A 1,549-nucleotide genomic window follows, 5' to 3' on the forward strand; every position below is an offset into this window, starting at 1 on the left:
ATTTCGATAGCATGAATGGATGGATATCAAGCGCCTCTGCAACCGACTTCACTGTTCGATGCGTCTCATAGCTCCATTCAACCGCTTTTAGTTTGAAGTCTAGTGAATATTGCGCTGTCTTTTTACCCGTTTTATAGGCTGGCATACTGACCTCCTCAGGTCGTCGATGCGTGTCCAGTAAAACGGATCAAGTCCAGAATCACTCTTGAATGCTTTGTTATATTTTTTTCCAGCGGTTAATTAGTGATTGGAACTAAAATTACTGATTATTTCTGAATCAGATTTTTCCTTACTCTCTTCTAACGAGTAGTTAAAGCTTACTTTAGGATCACCTGATAGTTTCGAGTATAAAATTGGTCTTAATATTCGCGTTTTGTTGTCGTTATACTGGGTTCTATTCCTTTCGTTAGAATTTCTCTTAGCTGAAAAACAGTATCTTTTTCTTGGATCTTGACTATCACTCTTTGACAAAGATTCAACCATAGCGACATCTACTTCTCGAGATCTGTGTAAACCAACAGACAAAGGGATAAATCCAGAGAGATATTCATAAAATTGGCTTAAGATATCACGCAGATTTTGTGACCACTCAATACCAAAATATGCTCGAAGCTCTTGAGCCGTAATCAGAAGCTTAGTTGTGTTAGCTGGCGCAACTAAGTTGTCTGAAATGTTATTCTTTTTCAAAAACTCGAGCTCTAACAATGCATATTCTGGTCTCTGAGCATCATTTTCATCATATAATTTGACCAAAGCAATATAGTCTATTGCTTTAAATGTGAATGGAAACGCATCGATCACCCAGCCATTACTTTCCATGTCTTTTTTGAGTACTCTAAGATTTTCTAATACGTTCATATCGTTACCATTTAATATCTACAATAGTTGTAAACATTACAATCTAAGTCTCCTTAACTGTACAGCGTGTAGAGTGAGAAAGAGTTCACACTTTCAAGACAAGACCCGTTCATTTTCTGGATTGTGAGTTTGACCGAAAATATAACATTGTATTAGCGCGCACGCTCACTTTCCCAAAACCGTTACATGCGTCTTTTCTTTCTTAACTGTCTGTTATTAAATAATTTTTCGCTTTTGATGTCTGTCTCTTTCTCGAGAAAGTGTGCATGCCGCCTATCACTGGTGAGGCGTGCACATTATCACTGCACTTACATTTCTAACACATTGATTATGCTTAACTTATAGCTTCTCGCACTGAGAAAGTGTGAATGCATGATGACAAAACGTGCATGCCATTGCGGTGCTCGAGGCGATAAGCTGGTTCTCTATGGCTCTTCACCGGATGTGGTGGAAAGTGTTTCTTTTCAAGTTTTCCGATTAATTGGACAATAAGCACGGAAAACGCATGAACATCCGCGTCATGAAAGGCTTCCCAGCACGGTCGCTAAGTAATCTTGGTCCATCGCACACATCATTCGCTTGCGTTGGATGCCGGCTTTGAAACTCTTCTCTTGCTTTAATAAATTCAAAACCATCTGCCTTATTCGTGCAAAAACTTCCGCTCGGTCATCTACCCTAATTCGGCATGCGT

At 39.3% G+C, this 1,549-nt stretch carries 2 protein-coding genes and 1 pseudogene; all 3 read right to left on the minus strand.

What is annotated here, in order from left to right:
* The coding region (locus tag BZG75_RS15110; protein WP_158009986.1) for a transposase at positions 1-145 on the minus strand (145 nt) is incomplete at its 3' end.
* A gap of 95 nt (positions 146-240) precedes the next feature.
* Complete coding sequence (locus BZG75_RS15115; RefSeq protein WP_077461945.1) at positions 241-858, minus strand: DUF6037 family protein; 618 nt, start codon at positions 856-858, stop codon at positions 241-243.
* A gap of 518 nt (positions 859-1,376) precedes the next feature.
* A pseudogene (locus BZG75_RS15440) lies at positions 1,377-1,549 on the minus strand (ISAs1 family transposase); the annotation flags it as partial.

The sequence above is a fragment of the Salinivibrio sp. AR640 genome (genome assembly GCF_001995405.1).
GTDB lineage: Bacteria > Pseudomonadota > Gammaproteobacteria > Enterobacterales > Vibrionaceae > Salinivibrio > Salinivibrio costicola.

Excerpts from the sequence above, each read along its gene's own strand:
- BZG75_RS15115 (WP_077461945.1), bottom strand. The coding sequence starts at position 858 with ATGAACGTATTAGAAAATCTTAGAGTACTCAAAAAAGACATGGAAAGT.